Annotated in this window: 16 protein-coding genes and 1 pseudogene; 11 read left to right on the top strand and 6 right to left on the bottom strand. The window is 61.8% G+C overall.

The window, feature by feature from the left end; all coding sequences use genetic code 11:
* Window positions 1–86: 86 nt before the first annotated feature.
* Window positions 87–494 carry a DoxX family protein gene (locus ACILSI_RS20500; protein ID WP_395723779.1) on the top strand — a complete coding sequence of 136 codons (408 nt, stop codon included), beginning with the start codon at window positions 87–89 and terminating at the stop codon, window positions 492–494.
* A 199-nt stretch (window positions 495–693) separates the two neighbouring features.
* On the opposite strand, the gene ACILSI_RS20495 is transcribed toward ACILSI_RS20500, so the two are convergent.
* Window positions 694–906 (bottom strand): antitoxin AF2212-like protein, encoded by a 213-nt coding sequence (locus ACILSI_RS20495; RefSeq protein WP_395723778.1) that lies wholly within the window; start codon window positions 904–906, stop codon window positions 694–696.
* A gap of 111 nt (window positions 907–1,017) precedes the next feature.
* Between ACILSI_RS20495 and ACILSI_RS20490 the strand changes: the two genes are divergently transcribed.
* From ACILSI_RS20490 to rpmB, 4 genes are all read left to right on the top strand, one after another.
* A complete protein-coding gene (locus ACILSI_RS20490) occupies window positions 1,018–1,884 on the top strand; it encodes a carbon-nitrogen hydrolase (RefSeq protein ID WP_395723777.1) in 867 nt (288 codons plus the stop codon).
* On the top strand, window positions 1,877–2,929 hold the full coding sequence (locus tag ACILSI_RS20485) for an agmatine/peptidylarginine deiminase (protein WP_395723776.1): 1,053 nt from the start codon (window positions 1,877–1,879) through the stop codon (window positions 2,927–2,929). Before ACILSI_RS20490 ends, ACILSI_RS20485 begins: the two co-directional genes overlap by 8 nt.
* Before the next feature lie 249 nt (window positions 2,930–3,178).
* The gene (locus tag ACILSI_RS20480; RefSeq protein ID WP_395723775.1) at window positions 3,179–4,330 is read left to right on the top strand and encodes a hypothetical protein; all 1,152 of its coding nucleotides are present in this window, start codon (window positions 3,179–3,181) and stop codon (window positions 4,328–4,330) included.
* Window positions 4,331–4,408: 78 nt separating this feature from the next.
* Window positions 4,409–4,672, top strand: a complete 264-nt coding sequence (gene rpmB, locus ACILSI_RS20475) for a 50S ribosomal protein L28 (RefSeq protein ID WP_395723774.1) — start codon at window positions 4,409–4,411, stop codon at window positions 4,670–4,672.
* Window positions 4,673–4,734: 62 nt separating this feature from the next.
* Here rpmB and ACILSI_RS20470 read toward each other — a convergent pair whose 3' ends face one another.
* The 3 genes from ACILSI_RS20470 to ACILSI_RS20460 all read right to left on the bottom strand — a co-directional run bounded on the left by ACILSI_RS20470 (window position 4,735) and on the right by ACILSI_RS20460 (window position 7,122).
* Window positions 4,735–5,490, bottom strand: coding sequence for a hypothetical protein (locus ACILSI_RS20470; protein WP_395723773.1), 756 nt, complete (start codon window positions 5,488–5,490; stop codon window positions 4,735–4,737).
* Between the two features lie 73 nt (window positions 5,491–5,563).
* Entirely contained in the window at window positions 5,564–6,295 is a 732-nt protein-coding gene (locus ACILSI_RS20465; RefSeq protein WP_395723772.1) for a hypothetical protein, read from the bottom strand.
* 104 nt (window positions 6,296–6,399) lie between these two features.
* Window positions 6,400–7,122, bottom strand: a complete 723-nt coding sequence (locus tag ACILSI_RS20460) for a sensor histidine kinase (protein WP_395723771.1) — start codon at window positions 7,120–7,122, stop codon at window positions 6,400–6,402.
* A 32-nt stretch (window positions 7,123–7,154) separates the two neighbouring features.
* On the opposite strand from ACILSI_RS20460, the gene ACILSI_RS20455 reads away from it, so the two are divergent.
* The 6 genes from ACILSI_RS20455 (at window position 7,155) to ACILSI_RS20430 (ending at window position 15,501) form a co-directional block, all read left to right on the top strand.
* Complete coding sequence (locus tag ACILSI_RS20455; protein WP_395723770.1) at window positions 7,155–8,153, top strand: ATP-binding cassette domain-containing protein; 999 nt, start codon at window positions 7,155–7,157, stop codon at window positions 8,151–8,153.
* Window positions 8,150–8,995, top strand: a complete 846-nt coding sequence (locus ACILSI_RS20450; protein ID WP_395723769.1) for an ABC transporter permease — start codon at window positions 8,150–8,152, stop codon at window positions 8,993–8,995. Before ACILSI_RS20455 ends, ACILSI_RS20450 begins: the two co-directional genes overlap by 4 nt.
* Window positions 8,992–9,840, top strand: a complete 849-nt coding sequence (gene panC, locus ACILSI_RS20445; protein ID WP_395723768.1) for a pantoate--beta-alanine ligase — start codon at window positions 8,992–8,994, stop codon at window positions 9,838–9,840. Before ACILSI_RS20450 ends, panC begins: the two co-directional genes overlap by 4 nt.
* Window positions 9,841–9,875: 35 nt before the next feature.
* Window positions 9,876–10,208 carry a hypothetical protein gene (locus ACILSI_RS20440; protein WP_395723767.1) on the top strand — a complete coding sequence of 111 codons (333 nt, stop codon included), beginning with the start codon at window positions 9,876–9,878 and terminating at the stop codon, window positions 10,206–10,208.
* Window positions 10,209–10,268: 60 nt separating this feature from the next.
* Window positions 10,269–13,244 (top strand): PSD1 and planctomycete cytochrome C domain-containing protein, encoded by a 2,976-nt coding sequence (locus ACILSI_RS20435; RefSeq protein WP_395723766.1) that lies wholly within the window; start codon window positions 10,269–10,271, stop codon window positions 13,242–13,244.
* Window positions 13,245–13,305: 61 nt separating this feature from the next.
* Entirely contained in the window at window positions 13,306–15,501 is a 2,196-nt protein-coding gene (locus ACILSI_RS20430) for a copper-transporting P-type ATPase (protein ID WP_395723765.1), read from the top strand.
* A gap of 158 nt (window positions 15,502–15,659) precedes the next feature.
* Here the strand turns inward: ACILSI_RS20430 and ACILSI_RS20425 are convergent, their stop codons facing one another.
* A complete protein-coding gene (locus ACILSI_RS20425; RefSeq protein ID WP_395723764.1) occupies window positions 15,660–16,244 on the bottom strand; it encodes a hypothetical protein in 585 nt (194 codons plus the stop codon).
* 328 nt (window positions 16,245–16,572) lie between these two features.
* Window positions 16,573–16,855, bottom strand: a pseudogene (locus tag ACILSI_RS20420) (hypothetical protein); the annotation flags it as partial.

Below are 16,855 nucleotides of genomic sequence, written 5' to 3'. Positions count from 1 at the left end.
CACTCCTTGGATTTTAGGCTTGTCGGCGAGGCCGGGGGTGGATCATGCTTCAATAAATCCCCGCTTAACCCGAACCCAACACACTCATGCTCAAGCTCCTGAAACTGTCCTTCCTGCCAAAGTCTCCCGACTACGGCCTGCTCATTCTGCGCGTTGCGCTCGGCTTTTCCATGCTGCTGCTCCATGGCCGCGGCAAGATGCTCGGTTTTGCCGCCACAGCGGAGAAGATGAACGGCCTGCTCGGCCTGCCGGGGAATGTGAACGCCGGCCTCGCGGTGTTCGCCGAGGTCGTCTGCTCCGCGCTGCTGATCGCCGGCCTGTTCACCCGTTTCGCCGCCCTGATGCTGGCGATCACGATGGGCACCGCCTTTTTCTTCGTCCACAAGTCCGCCCTCGTGGGCGCGAGTTCCGGCGAGTTGGCGATGGTGTATCTCATCGCCTATGTGACGCTGCTGTTCACTGGCGCGGGCAAGATCTCGGTGGATCGCGAGTAAGCCGTTTTTGAATCCTCCAAGCCCGGTGGCGAGAGCTGCCGGGCTTTTTTTGCAATGTGTAGGCTTTCAAAGACCCAGCCAGTTGCGCAAATGTGTTTGAAGCGTTGCCACGTCGGTCGGGTGCAGCCGACCGACGACCACCGCCGGGCGGACTTTTTGGCTGCTCAAATCCGTGAACGGAATCGGCAGCAGGACGACATCATGACGCGAGCAGTTCATTGAAAACGTCGTCAGCGTCGTTGTCCCACACCTTCTCAAGCTGACGGTGCGGATGGGAGAGCCACTCGGAACGCTCAGGATCGTCGCTGATGAGTTCTACGGCGACACGAACTCGACTGTGTTCCGGCAATGGCAGCGGAGCCAGGAGCTGTAACAGCCCCTTTTGATAGATCGCATCAACGGCGGTGCTCATGAGTCGAGGGTAGCAGCAGTCCGCACGCGTGCAAGCCGGTGCTGCCATGCCTTGGTTTGTGTGCATAGCTTTCCTTGCATTCCCCGCCACGCGCTCAACACTCCGCGCCCTATGTCGAAGGTCACCCTCGGTCTGGTGCAAAGCCGGGCCTTTTCCAGCAAAGACGAAAGCCTGCGCGAGCATGAGCGCCTCATCCGCGAGGCGGCATCTCGTGGCGCTCAAATCGTGTGCCTGCAGGAGTTGTTCAACACGCCGTACTTCTGCATCACGCAGGACACGGAGCTGTTTGACCTCGCCGAGGCCGTTCCGGGCCCCACGACGGCGGCTCTGGCCCCGCTGGCAAAGGAACTGGGCGTGGTGATCATCGTGCCGCTGTTTGAGAAGCGTGGACCGGGGCTGTACCACAACACGGCGGCGGTGATCGACGCGGACGGCACGGTCTTGGGCAAGTACCGCAAAATGCACATCCCGCAGGACCCAGGATTCGAGGAGAAGTTTTATTTCACGCCGGGAGACCTCGGCTATCGCGTGTGGGACACGAAATTTGGCCGCATCGGCGTGCTGATTTGCTGGGACCAGTGGTACCCAGAGGCCGCACGGCTTACAGCGCTCGCAGGAGCTGAAATTTTGTTTTATCCCACGGCGATCGGCTGGCTGCCGAGCGAAAAAGCCGAGTTGGGAGCGGCCCAGCACTGTGCGTGGGAGACCGTGCAGCGCGGCCATGCCGTGGCGAACGGCTGCTTTGTGGCGGCGGTCAATCGCGTGGGCACCGAGCAGCAGAGCGAATTCTGGGGCCAGAGCTTCGTAGCAAATCCGTATGGAGAAGTCGTTGCAAAGGCCTCCGTGAGCGCTGAAGAGATTTTGATCGTGCCGTGCGACCTTTCTGCGGTGGAGGATTTCCGCCGCATCTGGCCGTTTTTCCGTGATCGCCGCATTGACACCTACGCTCCCCTGACCAAACGCTACCTTGATGAGTAAAGCCTCCTATCCCCAGAATTACCGACTTCCCGCCGAATTTGAGCCGCAGGAGGCGATCTGGCTTTCCTGGCCTTCGAACAAGGAAAGCTGCCCGAAGACCTTCCACAAGCTGCAGGACAAGTTTGGCGAGATCGCCAGCGTCATTTCCCGCTACGAGCGCGTGCGCATCAACGCCCCGATGCTCAGCCACATGAACATCCGCCTGAGCATCGCCGACAACGAGGGCGATCTCAGCCAGGTGGACATCTACGAGAACAACACCAACGACGTGTGGTGCCGTGACCACGGGCCGATTTTCATCAAGCACAATGAGACTGGCAAAGTCGCGATCACCGACTGGGAATTCAACGCCTGGGGCGGTAAATTCCCGCCATGGGATCTCGACAACGCCATTCCTGAGAAGGCGGCGGCCGCGCTCAAAATGGAGCGTTTCACCTCGAAGATGATCCTCGAAGGCGGTGCCATCGAAACCAACGGCAAAGGCACGCTGCTGACCACCGAGTCCGTTTTGCTCAATCCGAACCGTCACGGCGGCAAGCCTGGCAACAAGGCCGAGGTCGAGAAGGAACTGAAAGCCATGCTGGGCGTCAAAGACATCGTTTGGTTCAAGAAAGGCATCGAAGGCGACGACACCGACGGCCACATCGACGACATCGTGCGCTTCATCCGTGAAGACGCGGTCATCTGCATGGTCGAGCCGCGTGATTCCGACCCGAACCACAAGGTGCTGAAGGAAATCCGCGAGCGCCTTGACGACGTGAAGGCCCCTGACGGTGGCAAGCTCGAAATCATCGAGATAGAAATGCCCCAGGCCATCGAAATGAAGGACTGGCGTCTCAGCCGCCTGCCTGCCAGCTACGCGAACTTCCTGATCGTGAACAACGCCGTGCTCGTACCTCTCTTTGGCAACAAGAAGAAGGACGCCGCCGCCGAGGACAAGATCGCCGAGTGCTTCCCCGGCCGCGAAATCATCTCCATGATGGCGAAGGATCTGGTGACCGAAGGTGGTGCGCTGCACTGCATCGCGATGCATCAGCCGAAGTGAGCCGACCGGCGTCTTGCTTGACTATTCAGCGCCATGGAACAATGGCGCTGAATTTTGATAATGAGTAAACCGTTGTGGAAATAAAGCACCTGACGGGTGCCAAGAGTTTGTTGGAGTTGGTATGGTGCCTGATAGTATCGCCCAGCTATGACAGCTATGCGAAATCACGCCCATTCCATTCGTTGCCGGCTTATCGGTGCCATCTTAACGTCGTTTTTGATCACTGCGTGCGCCCTGCCGGACGCGGCCATGAGAAATTACACGGCTTCCAGGCAGATGGGCTCATGGACTCAACTGCTGAACTCCCCCGAACCCGGCAGCGTGCGCCGGGCTGAAAGCGCCGGCAACGGCCCGCTCTACAATGGCGCGGTGTCGATGAATGTGCCGACGCAGTCATCCTCCATCAACGACATCGCCCGGCTGTTCGCGGGCATGGATGGCCAGGGGCTGTCGCAGGTTCGCAGTTCACCGGCCTGGGCCGCGCACAGGCTGCGCATGGACAACCTTTGGGCCACGCACCAAAAGCTGCATCGTGACCCGCTGCTGACCTGGGCAGGAGCCGAGATCGGCGATGTGCAGAGGGCGAACGCGCTGTTTTACCCGTTCAGCGGGCCGGATTTTCTGTTTGCGAGCGCCATCTGCCCTGCGGCGGAGACTTATGTGCTCTGCGGGCTCGAACCAGCGGAGCCGCTGCCGCGTCTGGACGATCTTTCACAGGCGGAGATCGAAAGCGGCCTCTACGGTCTGCACAACTCGGTCTCCACCATCATGACGAGCAGCTATTTCATCACGACGGAGATGCGCAGCAACCTGCAGGCCACGCGTTTTCGCGGAGTGCTGCCGCTGATTCTGGCCTTCATGGCCCGCACCGGCTACTCGGTGGACTCCGTCGATACCGTCCGGCTGGACGGCGCTGGAAACGTCACTCTGGCGGGTTCCTCTGGCAACACCGGCCTCATGATCCGCAGCCGCAATGGCTTGGGCCGCCTGAAACGCGTGTTTTACTTCCGCCAAGATCTCTCGAATGGAGGCGGCAACGGTCCGCTGCTGACTTATGTCTCACGCCTGGGACGGATCCCGGCTTTCACGAAGAGCGCCTCCTACCTCATGCACGACGGCAGTTTCACCGGCATTCGTGACTTCCTGCTGCGCCACAGCAGCGCCATTGTCCAGGATCCGTCCGGCGTTCCCTACCGTGAGTTCAACCGTCAGGGCTGGGATTTGTGGCTCTATGGCAACCACCGTGGCACGCTCCCCCTTTTTCCCGGCGGGCAGCAGCCTGACTTGACGGAGGCGTACTCATCTGGGAGGCATCCGGTGCAACCTCTGAGCTTCGGCATCGGCTATCTCATGAACCCGGAAACCACCTGCCTGATGGTTGGGCGGCCACGACGGAACTGAGGAAAGCCGGACTTTTGGTTGACGCCCGAAAGTCCTCGGCTAGTATCGCGGCCCCTTTCCCCCTGAACCCCTCTTCTTATGGCAAAAATTTGTGAAATCACCGGCGTCGGCGTCACCCGCGGCCACCACATTCATCGCAGCGGTAAAGCCAAGAAAGAAGGCGGTATCGGTCGTCACATCACGAAGCGTGTGAAGCGCGTCATTCTGCCCAACCTCCGCGAGAAGCGCATCTGGGTGGCTGAATTGGGTAAATTCGTCGAGGTGAAGCTCACCGCGCGTGCGCTCAAGACCGTGAACAAGAACGGCGCTTTCGCCACGCTGAAAAAGGCCGGCCTGATCTAACCTCAGTTCACCAACATCTTCTGCGGGCGGCTCTGGCAACAGAACCTCCCGTTTTTTTGTGCTCAGCGCGGCACTGGCATCGTGGCGCTTCCTGAAATCGACACTCCGGGCACCACGGCTGGCGGCATTGGAGCGGCCAGCCCGGGCACGGTCCCAAAAGTGCCGATGGACGGGACCACTGGCGTGGCGAATCCGCCTGGGTTGTAATAACCAAGCGTGGGGCTGTAATGAACCTGCGGCAATCCGGTGAAGATGAAGCCACCGCTCTGCGGCACATAAATGCCGCCGCTGCCAGATCCGATGGTGGCGATGCCCACATTCTCCCATCCTCGCGCCCGTGGCACCACTGGCGGCACAACACCGCCCCAGCCTGCGGCGGCCGCAAAGCCGACTGCCGGAACCGGGCCTGTGTAAGTCGAGCCCTGCTGATAAATGATCATGGGCGGTTGCTGCAACTGCGACTGACGCTTGATCTCCGCCAGTTGGGCCGCGTGCCGCAGTTCCGCCACACGCTCCTGCTGCTGGCGGCGCTCCTGTGCCTTTTCCTGCCGCGCCTGCTCCCGAGCTTTTTCGAGATCCGAGGCCGCCTGCGCGTTGTAGCCCAGCTCAAAGCGGGTGGACTCCGGCAGATCGCTGAACAGGATACGAGCGGTGCCATTTTGATGTGAGAAGGCCACACCGTCTGCATCACGTTGGAGGATCTTGCAGCGCAGGTAAGTCTTGCCACGAATGGTGTGGATGGTTTCCACGTCCTGCGCAGGCGCGGCATGAGAGTGAGCCAGCGACAGTATGATGAGGGCGGAAAGAATCGTTTTCATCGTTGAGTCGCAGTTGACCGTGAAGCTGGCAGATTTGCCAGTCTTTTATGCTTCGTAAAACCGAAGCAACTCCTCAGGGAAACACCCGGATCGCGCCGCCAAACGGGCTGACTCCGACACCGATGCGGAACCCGCTGCCCACATTCCAGGAACGGTAAATCGTGGGGCTCACATAGACTCCCGTCGGCGCGTAACCACAACCAAAGCCGCCATAAGGATAACCGTAGCCGCTCATCGGGTCATACCCGCCGCCGAAGGAATTCACGAAGGGATAACCACCCCAGTAGGAGAAGCTGCTCTGACGATAATCCCGGCCGCCCAGCGCCGGACCTGTGATCGGCGCGCCCAACCACGAGGGCGTCTGCTGGCCCACGGTGGGCAAAGACTCACCGGGCAGCGCCAGCGACATCGGGGACGACACCGGAGCAAGAGCGGCCGCGTTTGCCGCCGCGAGATAGCTCGCCTCGGCCTGCTGCGCCTCCTGCAGTTTCTTCGCCATCACGGTTTCGCGTATTGCCTCACGTTTCAGCTCCTCCTGGCGCCGCATGTCCTGCGCACGCTGCTGGGCGGCCGCTTTCTTCGGATCATGGCGGAACTGCTGCCTCAGACTCTCCGGCAGATCCTTGAAGACGATCTTCACCACGCCGTCGCGGTGTGTGAACGCGATGCCGTCCGCGTCAACACGCGTGACTTTGCATTCGTAAAACGACTTGCCCTCGCGTGTGGTGATGGTGAGCGGACCGCTGGAATCCGCGCGAACAGCCGCGGTCAGCAGCAGGGTGAGGAGCAGGACGAGTCGTTTCATGGGAGACCTCCGGGTTTGGGTGCCTGGCTCTGACAACGTCAGGGACACTGGCGTTGCATCGACAAAACGTCACAAAAACTCACATGCCGCCCCGGAGGCCGCGCTCAGGCCATCGGGCAGCTCAGCCAGAACGTCGTCGTGTTGTTCTCCGAGGCCACGCCGAGCTGGATGTTCATCTGATGACTCAGCATCGCGGCGATCGTCAGCCCGAGGCCGAGGTGGTTGCTGTTTTTCGAGCCATGAAACGGGCGGAAAATCTCCTGCATCTTCTCCGCAGGGATCTGGGAGCCGGTGTTGCTCACCAGGATGTCCACGCGGCGCTGCTCCGCCGGGGTGATCGCGCCCGGGCCGCAGATTTTCAGCGCACAGCGACCACCGCCCTTTGCCGCGGCCTCGGCGGCGTTTTTCAGCAGCTCGGTGAGGATGTCCTTGAACTTCGTCGGATCAATCAGCACCGGCGGCAGCGCGGCCTGCACATCCGCCTCCAACTGCACGCCTTCTTTTTGAAACGGCTCCATGACCGCTCCTTCGATGACCGGCAGGTATTCATTGAGCCCGAGGGACTGCAGACTGATCTTTGCGCAGCCGCCTGCGGAACGGATGCGCTCGCTCAGGTTCGTCACGCCCACGGAGGCCTCACGGATGTGCTGCATGTTTTCGCTCACGCCCGGATCGAGATCCTCCTGCATCAAAATGAGGCTGCTGAAGCCCTGGATCACCGCCAGCAGGTTGTTCAGCTTGTGCGTCAGCCCACGCAACAGTTCCTGGTGAAAGCCTTCGCTGTGTTCTTGGCCGAGATTCAGGGACGTGGGGAAATAAAACTGCATGGCGTGAGTGGGGACGAGGACTGGCCGGAGTAATGCAACCTGCCGCCGATGGTGGCAAACACGATTTTGGCGACTTGTTTGACGCACCTTTACTAAAAACTGGCAACACCATCCGCACCTGCCACAATCCGTCTCTGATGGCCCTCCTCGAAGTCCGACACCTCACCAAGCGCTGGCCTACCGGGCGGCTGGCGCTGGATGACGTCAGTTTCGAGGTTCAGCAGGGCGAAATCCTCGGCCTGCTCGGTCACAACGGCGCGGGCAAGAGCACCATCATGGGCATCACCCTCGGCATGGTACGCCCCGACACCGGGGAGGTGCGCATCGGCGGCCGTAGCGTGCAAAAAGACCGTGGCGGGGCGCTCCAGCAGATCGGCGCGATTTACGAGGCGGCGGTGTTTTACGACTACCTGAGCGGCTGGCAAAATTTGCGCGTGCTCTGCTCCCTCTCCGGCTGGTGGGACGAGGCTGAGGTGAAACGCGTCGTGCAGATGGTGAACCTCAACCGCGCCATCCATCAAAAAACCGCCACCTACAGCCATGGCATGCGCCAGCGCCTTGCTCTCGCGCAGGCCTTGCTGCCGCAGCCGAAAATTTTGCTGCTCGACGAGCCGACCGACGGCCTCGATCCCGAGGGTATCCGCGAGTTTCGCGAGCTCATCCTGCATCTGCGCCAGCACCAGGGCATGACGATCATGCTCAACTCGCATCTCCTCGGCGAGATCGAGCAGATGTGCGACCGCTGCGTCATCATCAAGGATGGCAAAAAGGTCTTTGCCGGGCCTGTGCCCTCGCAGGAAAAGACCCGCCGCATTTTTAAGCTCGAAACCAGCGACATCGGACTAGCGCGTCAGGTGCTCGACCGGGCCGGAGCCACGATGGACAAACACGGCATCGTCGAGGTGCCACTGAACATGGAGCCGCACGATCTCGTCGCCGCGCTGGTGCATGGTAAGGTGCAGGTCAGTGCCTGGCAGCCGCACCGCCGCACGCTGGAGGAACTTTACATGGGCCTGTCCTCAAAATCATGATGCTCTTCTTCCAGCAATGGTCTGGCGAGCTGCTGAAGCTCTTTGCCCGACGCCGCACCTACATCGGCTTTGGAGCGTTTGTGGCCTTGGAGATCGTCATCCTGCTGCTCATCAAAAAATTTGGCATGGGGCCGATTCAAAAGGCCGTCGTCGGCTCCGGCGAAAGCTTCGAGTACTATTTCTCCGCCCTCACCGTGGCCAGCACCGTCATGGGTTTTTCCGTATTCCTGCTCGGCGCGTTGTTTTTGAGCCTCGTCGCCGGAGACATCGTTGCGAAAGAGGGCGAGGACGGCCACATGCGACTGCTGCTGGCACGTCCCGTCAGCCGCTTCCGCCTGCTGCTGCTCAAATACCTCACCTGCACCGGCTACGCGTTCTTTTTGATCCAGTTCCTTGCCTGGACGTCTTTCCTGCTCGGCCTCGTGCTGCGCGGCTGGGGAGGCGGTTACTTCGCCATCGTGCCGGAGGTGTCCGTCGTCGCGTTTTACGACTGGGGACCGGGGTTGCAGCGTTATGCGTGCAGTTCGCTCGCACTGGGCCTCAGCATGACGACCGTCAGCAGCATCGCGTTCTTTTTGTCCTGCTTCCGCATCAAGCCGGCCGCCGCCACCATCGGCGCGTTGACCTACATCCTGGTCGATTTCATCCTGCGGAACAGCGGCTTCATGGACAGCTACCAGCATTTCCTCGTCACGAAGCATATGGCAAACTGGGGGCGTATTTTGGCCGAAACCATCGACTGGCCGCTCGTTTGGCGTGGTTACGCCGTTGTTTTTGGCGTCAATCTCACGCTTTTTACCTTGGGTTATGCCGTGTTTGAATCCAGAGACTTAAAATCATGAACGTCATCAACAACATCCGCCAGCTCCGCTCCTGGGGCACCATCAACAAAGGCACGCGCTGCGCCTTCGTGCCCACCATGGGCGCTTTGCATGAGGGCCACGCCGCGCTCATCCGCGCCGCGCGTGAGACCGTCGGCCAGAGCGGCAACGTCGTCGTCAGCATCTTCGTCAACCCGCTTCAATTCGGCCCCGAGGAAGACTTCGCCAAATATCCACGCTCCCTCATCGAGGATCTCGGCCTCTGCCGTGACAACGGCGCGGACATGATCTTCGCGCCGAAGGCCGATGATCTCTACCCCGCCGACCGCAGCATCCAGCTCTTCGAGACCAGCCTCTCCAAAGTGCTCTGCGGTGCCAGTCGTCCCGGCCACTTTGACGGCGTCTGCACCATCGTCGCGAAGCTCTTCAACCTCATCCAGCCGGACGACGCCTTCTTCGGCAAAAAAGACTACCAGCAGCTCGCCATCATCCGCCGCCTCGTGCGCGATCTCGATTTCAACGTCGTGCTCCACGGCATCGACACGATGCGTGAGGAGGACGGCCTCGCCATGAGCAGCCGTAACCGCTACCTCAGCCCCGAGGAACGCGCCCAGGCCCCCGCCCTGCGCAAGGCCCTCGTTGCCGCCCGTGATGCGTGGAAAACCGGCGAGCGCGATCCCGCCGCGCTGCAAAAGCTCATCACCACCCACCTTCAACAACACGCCCCGCTCGGCCGGATCGACTACGTCTCCGCCGTCGATGCCGCCACGCTCCAGCCCGTCTCCGCCACCAGCGAGCTTGTTGTCATCGCCCTCGCCGTTCACTTCGGCGCCGCGCGTCTCATCGACAACATCGAGCTGAAATAAATCACGACGGCGGTCAGTCCGCCGCCGCACTCACGATGTCCGAACCTCCCAGCGTCACCGACACCATCGAAGGCTACGACCTTGAGGTCGTCCGCCGCGTGTGGGCGCTCGCGCAGACCATTCCCGGCAACGACCCCGAAGTGTGGCGCAAAGACGAGTTCGGCGCGTGGATTCACCGCGCCGACTACCGCAACCGCCATTCCGACTACGGCTGGGAGATCGCCGACTACGGTTTCAGCCGCCGCAACGCCGGCCTCGCCTCCCTGCGCCCCATGCACTGGCAGAACCACCTCGACTTCATGATCGCCGCCCGCAATCAGGCCGTCGTCACCGCCGACGGCCTGCGCAACGCGCGTCGGCTCCTGTAGAACGAGTTTTCCAACTCGTTCAGGCAAGTCCCGCCTTCTCCCGTCGTTCACAACGACCGCATGATCCGTCTCGTAGTCATCCCGCTGTTAGCCTCCGTCGCGCACGCCGCCGACTTCGCCAAAGACGTCTTCCCCGTCCTCCAGCGTGCCTGCTTCGAGTGCCATGGCAGCGAAAAGCAAAAAGGCGATCTCCGCCTCGACACCGCCTCCGCGAAGCATCTCGAAATCGGTTCTGATCTCCTGCGGCGCATCGCCTTGCCGAAGGAAGACAAGGAAGCCATGCCCAAGCGCGGTGACCGCCTCACCGCCGCCGAAATCACGCATCTTCGCGATTGGATCCATGCGGGCGCCAAGTGGCCGGACAAACTCGATACCCTCAAGCACTGGAGCTACCTCCCGCCCACTCGCACGGCACTTCCGTCGATCCAGAACAAAACGTGGCCCAAAAACGAGCTCGACCACTTCATCCTCGCCAAACTCGAAGCCGCGAAGCTCACGCCATCCCCCGAAGCATCCCCGGAAACCCTCATCCGCCGCCTCAGCCTCGACCTCACCGGCCTTCCACCCACTCCCGCTGAAGTCGAAGCGTTTACGAAAGCCTTCATCCAGCATCCAGAATCAAGCATCGAGCAACTCGCCGACCGCCTCCTCACCTCAAAGGATTTCGGCGTCCGCTGGGCACGCCCATGGCTTGATCTCGCCCGCTACGCCGACTCCCACGGCTTCCAGCGCGATGATTTGCGCGAGGTCTGGGCCTGGCGCGACTGGGTCGTCAATGCGCTTAACGCGAATATGCCCTTCGACCAATTCACGCTCGAACAAATCGCCGGTGATCTGCTGCCCAATGCCACGCCTGAGCAAATCATCGCCACCGGCTTTCATCGCTGCACGCCCACCAACGTCGAGGCCGGCACCGAGCCTGAGGAAAGCCGCATCAACCAGGTCATCGACCGCGTCAACACCACCGGCGCGGTCTGGCTCGGCACCACGCTCGAATGCGCCCAGTGCCACAACCACAAATACGACCCCATCACGCAACGCGATTACTACTCGCTCCTCGCCTACTACAACAACACCGAAAAGGAAGCCGAGCGCACCAATCCGAAAGTTCCCGGCTCGATCCAGTTCAAAGGCAGCCCGTTTCAAATCAAGGACACTGGCCGCGAAGCGCAGCGCCAGCAGCTCACCGCGCAGTTGAAGGCGCTCGACGTCCAGATCACCGCACGTCAGCAGCAGATCGCAGGTGCCGGCAAACAAGGGGGCAACCCGGCTGGTGCAGGTTCTGACCAAAGCGAAGCCGTCCAAGCGCTCAAACCCACCGCCTTCCTCACCGAAAGCGATGCCGAATCCGAACTCCAGGCCGATGGCAGCGTGCTTCTCACCGGCCCGGTGCCTGAAACGGACACCTACACCTTTGAAGCCGAACTCAGCGGCGGTGACTTGAGCGGTTTGATGCTCGAAGCCCTCACGCATGCCTCGATTCCCGGCGACGGCCCCGGTCGTGGAGGGGCCAATCGTCCCAACTTCGTCCTGCACACCTTCGACTGTACGCTCACCGCGCCGGACGGCAGCAAGCAGCCGCTTCAATTCAAAACTGCCCATGCCGACTACTCGCAAAAAGGCTACGACGTTCTCAATCTCGTCAGCAAGGCAGGTAAAAAAGCCTGGGCCATCGGCCAGCGCTTCGGTGAGCCGCACTGGGCCGCGTTTGAACTCGCCAAGCCGGTGAAAATCACCTCAGGCACCAAGCTGAGCATCCGCATGGAGCAGAATTTCGGCAACGGCCTCGTCATGGGCTGCCTGCGCATTTCCCGCATCACCGGCGATGTCATCGCAGCGCTCCCCGCAGTCGAGGAAACCGAAAACAAAGCCCCCGCCAAGGCCACAGACAAGCAGCTCGCCCAACTCGAAAAGCAAAAGGCCGGGCTGCAAAAGCAAATCACCGCCCTCAACGCCCCCACCACCGAAATCATGCGCGAACTCCCAGAACCGCGCATGTCCGCCATCTTCAAACGCGGCGTTTACACCGACCCCGCTGACAAAGTCACACCAACCGTTCCCGCCATCTTCAATTCGCAGCCAAAAGGACCGCCGAACCGCATCACCCTCGCGAAATGGCTCACCAGCCAGGACAACCCGCTCGCCGCTCGTGTCACCGTCAATCGTTGGTGGGCCGAGTTGTTCGGCCAGGGCATCGTTTCGACCCTCGAAGACTTCGGCATCAAAGGAGCACAGCCGAGCCATCCCGAGCTGCTCGACTGGCTTGCAGTCGAGTTCATGGAAAGCGGCTGGAACATGAAGCACATGCTCAAGAAGATCGTCATGAGTGCGGCTTATCGGCAAAGCTCGCAGTTTATCGCAGCGGAAGCTCAATCCGTCGATCCACAGAACACTTTGCTCTGGCGCGGCCCGCGTTTCCGCCTCGACGCCGAAACCATCCGTGACAACGCCCTCGCCATCGCCGGGCTCATCAATTTGAAGCAAGGCGGCACGCCGATTCGACCGCCGCAGCCGGACGGACTGTGGCAGAAAGTTGGCGGCCAGCAGTACAACTATGTCGTCAGTCCTGGTGATGAAAAATACCGCCGCGGCCTCTACGTCGTGCTCAAGCGCGGCTCGCCCTATCCCAGCTTCATGAATTTCGATGCCAGCGCCCGCATGGCCTGCGTCGTGCGTCGTTCCCGCAGCAACACACCGCTGCAAGCGCTCACGCTGCTCAACGATCCCGTCTATGTCGAAGCCGCCAAGGCCTTCGCCAGACGCATCGTCAACGAAGCGCCGAGCCATGACCTCGATTCGCGTTTGCAACACGCCTTCCGCCTCGCCCTGGCCCGCAAACCGCGTGTGCAGGAGCTCACCGTGCTCAAATCCCTGTGGGAAACGCAGTTTGAAGCCGCCAAGGCTGATCCCAAGGCCACGAATGACCTAACCACCGGCTTTGAGATGCCGAAGAACCTGCCCGCCGCCGAATTCGCGGCCTGGTATGCCGTGGCGAGCGCGATTCTCAATCTTGACGAGTGCATCACGAAGGGTTGAGGCCGCATTCGCCAAGAATAGTCTGGTGATGGCGTTGTTTGTGCGGCTATTTTCCCACGTCATGCAACCCAACGCGCCGAACTCCTGCCCGCACTGCTCCTCGCCAGACGAGAAGCCTGCGGCGGCGCACCTGCCGCCCGCGCCCTACATCTGCCCGATGTGCGAGGGCGTGCGCTCGGACAAACCCGGCGCGTGCCCGCAGTGCGGCATGGCCTTGGAGAAAAACCCGCTCGCAAAACGCAACGAACCCGAATGCTGCGGCGACGGTGGCGATGAGGAAGTGCGCGACCTGTGGTGGCGTGTGCGCTGGAGCGCCGCGATGGCCGCGCCGGTTGTTCTGCTCTCGATGGGCATGGATCTGCCGGTGATCCGCGACATCCCGCACGATGCCTCCGGCTGGATGCAGTTCGTGTGGTCCACCCCGGTTGTGTTCTGGGTCGGCTGGCCGCTGCTGGTGCGGTTTGGCCGCTCGCTGCTCACGCTGCGCTTCAACATGTTCACGCTCATCGGACTCGGCGTGCTGGCGGCCTGGTTTTACAGTGTCGTCGCGCTCATCGCTCCGGGCTGGCTGCCACACACGACCACGCATGGTGGCATTGCGCTATATTTTGAAAGCGCGGCGGTCATCACCGTGCTCGTGCTGATCGGCCAGCTTCTCGAACTCCGCGCCCGCAGCGCCACCGGCTCGGCGATTCGTGCGCTGATGAACCTCGCGCCGAAAACCGCGCTGCTGGTGCGTGACGGCACGGAGATCGAAACAGCCGTCGATGACATCCAAATTGGCGATGTGCTGCGAATCAAACCCGGCGCGCGCATTCCGGTGGATGGCATCGTCACAGAAGGCAGTTCCGCCGTGGATGAATCCATGCTCACCGGCGAGTCCATGCCGCAGACGAAGGAAGCGAACGCCGCCGTGACCGGTGGCACGGTGAACGGCACCGGCACCTTCCTCATGCGCGCCGAACGTATCGGCGCGAACACGCTGCTAAGCCAGATCGTGGAAATGACCGCCAAAGCGCAGGCCAGCCGTGCGCCGGTGCAGCGGCTGGCGGATCGCGTCTCGGCCTGGTTTGTGCCGGCGGTGGTGCTGATCGCGGTGCTGACGTTTGTGTTGTGGTGGCAGTTTGGCCCGCAGCCCTCGTTCGCGTTTGCGGTGGTGAACGCGGTGGCCGTTTTGATCATCGCCTGTCCCTGCGCGCTCGGTTTGGCGACGCCGATGGCTGTCACCGTCGGCCTTGGGCGTGGCGCTCAGCTCGGCGTGTTGATCAAGAACGCGGAGACGCTGGAGCGTCTGCAACAGATCGACACCCTGATGCTCGACAAGACCGGCACGCTCACGGAAGGACGCCCCACCGTCTTCGAGATCTTCCCGCTGCCCGGTCTTTCCGCGCGTGATTTGCTTGCCTGCGCCGCCGCTGTCGAGTCTGCGAGCGAGCACCCGCTCGCCACCGCCATCGTGAACGCCGCGAAGGAGCGTGACATCCCGCTCGCCACCGTCACGGATTTTCAAGCCGTGGTCGGCGGCGGTGTGCTCGGGAACATCGGCGAGAGCGAGGTCTTCGTCGGTCAGGCGGCGTTTTTGAACAAGAACGGTGTCTTTCTCGACGCCGAATGCCACGCGCGTTCCGTGCAGTTGCAGGCCGAGGGCTGCACCGTGGTCATCGTCGTGCTCAATGAGAAGCCGCTCGGCCTCATCGCCATCAAGGACAAGGTCAAGGAGACCACGCCCAAGGCCATCGAGTCGCTCCACGCGCTGGGTTTGAAGCTGCAGATGATCACCGGCGACGCGCTGACCACCGCGCAGCGTGTGGCGAAAGATCTCGGCATCGACGAAGTCACCGCCGAGGTCTCGCCGAAGGAAAAACTGCTGCATGTGTATCAGGCGAGAGGCAAAGACCGCCATGTGGCCTTCGCGGGCGACGGCATCAACGACGCGCCCGCGCTCGCCGCCGCTGATGTCGGCATCGCCATGGGCACAGGCACGGAGGTCGCCATCCAAAGCGCCGCCGTCACGCTGGTGAAGGGTGATCTGCGCGCCCTGCATCAAGCCTTCGCCCTCAGTCGTGCCACGATGCAGGTCATCCGCCAGAACCTCTGGTTCGCCTTCCTCTACAACGGCCTCGGCATCCCGCTGGCGGCCGGCATCCTGTATCCCTTCACCGGCTGGCTGCTCAATCCGATGATCGCCAGCGTGGCGATGTCTCTGAGCAGCCTCTCGGTGATCCTAAACAGCCTGCGACTGCGGCGGTTCAAATGAGAGTGAGGTGTCCTACCGCCGCAGCGCGGTGATCAGCTCATTTTCACCTTGTCGATCATCTGCTGCATTTCCGCCTGCGACGGCGGATCTCTCGCACCAGGCAGGGCGGCTGCCCCCCCCCCAGCCGCCGTCTCCTGGCGCGCTAGGGACAACGCGCCCTACCTGCGCAGCGCCAGGATCAGCTCATCGAGCTTGCTCAGCACATCCTGCATCTGCGCCTGGTTGTAGTTCGCGTCCGCAGGCTGGTTGAGCGTGTTCACACCACTGCTGTTGTTGCTGGAGACGTTTAGCACACCGGTGATGGCGTTGTCGAGCTGGGAGAGCGTCACCTCTCCCGGCAGTCCTTGGTAACCCTGGATGCCCTGCGGCCCGTCCTGCCCGTGCGGGATGGCGAAGGTGAAATGCACGTTGCTCCCGTCATAGGACACACTCACCGCCGCGCTGGTCCCCGGCGGCAGCGTCGTCACGCTGTCCACCACCGCCGAGGCGAAGGGCGGCCCCGCGATGCCCTGCGGGCCTTCGATCCCTTGCGGGATGCCGAAGGTGAAGTGCAGCATGCCGCCTGAGGCGGACACATTGACCGCTGCCGAGTTGCCCGGCGGCAGTGTGCTCACGCCGTCCACCGTGGCGCTGCCGATGGTTTGGATGGCGTCGATGAGGTTTTTGAGGCCGTTGAACTGGCCGCGCATCTCGGCGGAGACGAGCGGAGAACCGTTGGCGGGTAGAGCGGGGTCGAAGGGCATACGAGTGGAGGAGGAATGGAGAGCGGGGAAAGGCGTGGCTGATGGCGCGAAGGGCGCAGCGTGGAGCTTGGCTGGCGGAGCGCAAAGGTCGGCGGGCCGACCGCTCGGGCTTCGCCCTCGAACCCTCCGAGGTGCGCGTTCCGAGCAGCCGGGTGGCAGCTTGGAGCTTTGGGAGACGATGGCCGAGCCCTTCGCTCTGGCTTCCGACCCGGTGGGGTTCGAGGGCCGACCTCGGAGGTGCGAGCGCCGGGCTGGAAGGGTGCGATCTCCGACCTTTTTGCTCCGACATCCGACCTCTGAGGTGGGGTGTTTAGGCATTCAACCCGGATTATGCAATGGAGTAAGCGAAGGGTGGTGGTCGGGCTTCGATTTGGCGGAAGATGGCATCCATCCAGGGGCGCTTTGTGCGGGGTAGTGAGAGCTTGAGCACCCGTTTGCGGGCGTGTTGGCTGACCCAGCCGCCTATTGCAAAGCAATAGGAGCGTAGCGTCGCCAAGGTCGCCTGATTGTGACTGTTGAGCCCAAAGTGTCGGAACAGACTCATCAGGTTGTAGGCCACCATGATGAAGCGGAAGGAGGCTTCCGTGGCCCAAAAGTCCTGCAGGCAAAAG

The organism is Prosthecobacter sp. (assembly GCF_044232965.1).
Taxonomy (GTDB): domain Bacteria; phylum Verrucomicrobiota; class Verrucomicrobiia; order Verrucomicrobiales; family Verrucomicrobiaceae; genus Prosthecobacter.
Note: the sequence above shows the minus strand (reverse complement) of the source record. Positions and strands in the feature narration are given on the sequence as shown.

What these genes read in the sequence shown, in the direction of transcription:
- ACILSI_RS20500 (WP_395723779.1), top strand. Translation starts at nt 87, where the DNA reads ATGCTCAAGCTCCTGAAACTGTCCTTCCTGCCAAAGTCTCCCGACTAC.
- ACILSI_RS20495 (WP_395723778.1), bottom strand. Translation starts at nt 906, where the DNA reads ATGAGCACCGCCGTTGATGCGATCTATCAAAAGGGGCTGTTACAGCTC.
- ACILSI_RS20490 (WP_395723777.1), top strand. Translation starts at nt 1,018, where the DNA reads ATGTCGAAGGTCACCCTCGGTCTGGTGCAAAGCCGGGCCTTTTCCAGC.
- ACILSI_RS20485 (WP_395723776.1), top strand. Translation starts at nt 1,877, where the DNA reads ATGAGTAAAGCCTCCTATCCCCAGAATTACCGACTTCCCGCCGAATTT.
- ACILSI_RS20480 (WP_395723775.1), top strand. Translation starts at nt 3,179, where the DNA reads ATGAGAAATTACACGGCTTCCAGGCAGATGGGCTCATGGACTCAACTG.
- rpmB (WP_395723774.1), top strand. Translation starts at nt 4,409, where the DNA reads ATGGCAAAAATTTGTGAAATCACCGGCGTCGGCGTCACCCGCGGCCAC.
- ACILSI_RS20470 (WP_395723773.1), bottom strand. Translation starts at nt 5,490, where the DNA reads ATGAAAACGATTCTTTCCGCCCTCATCATACTGTCGCTGGCTCACTCT.
- ACILSI_RS20465 (WP_395723772.1), bottom strand. Translation starts at nt 6,295, where the DNA reads ATGAAACGACTCGTCCTGCTCCTCACCCTGCTGCTGACCGCGGCTGTT.
- ACILSI_RS20460 (WP_395723771.1), bottom strand. Translation starts at nt 7,122, where the DNA reads ATGCAGTTTTATTTCCCCACGTCCCTGAATCTCGGCCAAGAACACAGC.
- ACILSI_RS20455 (WP_395723770.1), top strand. Translation starts at nt 7,155, where the DNA reads ATGCAACCTGCCGCCGATGGTGGCAAACACGATTTTGGCGACTTGTTT.
- ACILSI_RS20450 (WP_395723769.1), top strand. Translation starts at nt 8,150, where the DNA reads ATGATGCTCTTCTTCCAGCAATGGTCTGGCGAGCTGCTGAAGCTCTTT.
- panC (WP_395723768.1), top strand. Translation starts at nt 8,992, where the DNA reads ATGAACGTCATCAACAACATCCGCCAGCTCCGCTCCTGGGGCACCATC.
- ACILSI_RS20440 (WP_395723767.1), top strand. Translation starts at nt 9,876, where the DNA reads ATGTCCGAACCTCCCAGCGTCACCGACACCATCGAAGGCTACGACCTT.
- ACILSI_RS20435 (WP_395723766.1), top strand. Translation starts at nt 10,269, where the DNA reads ATGATCCGTCTCGTAGTCATCCCGCTGTTAGCCTCCGTCGCGCACGCC.
- ACILSI_RS20430 (WP_395723765.1), top strand. Translation starts at nt 13,306, where the DNA reads ATGCAACCCAACGCGCCGAACTCCTGCCCGCACTGCTCCTCGCCAGAC.
- ACILSI_RS20425 (WP_395723764.1), bottom strand. Translation starts at nt 16,244, where the DNA reads ATGCCCTTCGACCCCGCTCTACCCGCCAACGGTTCTCCGCTCGTCTCC.